The following is a 504-nucleotide window of genomic DNA, read 5'->3' as shown; positions in this document are numbered from 1 at the left end:
TTCTTTGCCGCCGGACATTGTCCGGCGCAACACCAAACCGGTCTGGCGGGCTGAGCCAATCCCGCAGGCAAATTCAGCCCTTACCGGATGGCTCAGCCCCCTACTCATTGGAATTGGATATTCAACTTTCAGGGGCTACTGCGCCAGACTTCAGTCTTTAAAGTGATTGACTTAGCGCCTGGCACACTCAATTTATTTAGGTAGCGGGCCTAATTGCACCCCATCAGGATAATACTTCCAGCCATCGCGAATTTTGACATTTTCATCCCACGGAAGTTTGTATTCGCCATTGGCAAGATCGCGCACCCAGGTCAGGTAATTCTCGCGTTCGCCTCCCGGTTTGCCGACATAGCCCCGGCAGCCAAGGTTGAAAATATTGTTTTCCAACGCCCAGTTTTCACGCGCTTTATCCACCAGGCGCGGGAACAGCTCTGCGGTAACAATTTCCCATGGGTTGCGGTGCCCCTGCTGAATGACGTTACCGTCATAATTGCAGACCGTACC

Annotated in this window: 1 protein-coding gene; it reads right to left on the bottom strand. The window is 52.8% G+C overall.

All coding sequences use genetic code 11. The features are described 5' to 3' along the window. Positions 1–192 precede the first annotated feature (192 nt). Positions 193–504, bottom strand: a 312-nt coding sequence (locus tag HSP_RS10965; RefSeq protein ID WP_010129658.1) for a formamidase, incomplete at its 5' end; no start/stop codon positions are given.

Source organism: Haemophilus sputorum CCUG 13788, from assembly GCF_000238795.1.
In the GTDB taxonomy this organism is placed as follows: Bacteria; Pseudomonadota; Gammaproteobacteria; order Enterobacterales; family Pasteurellaceae; genus Haemophilus_A; species Haemophilus_A sputorum.
Note: the sequence above shows the minus strand (reverse complement) of the source record. Positions and strands in the feature narration are given on the sequence as shown.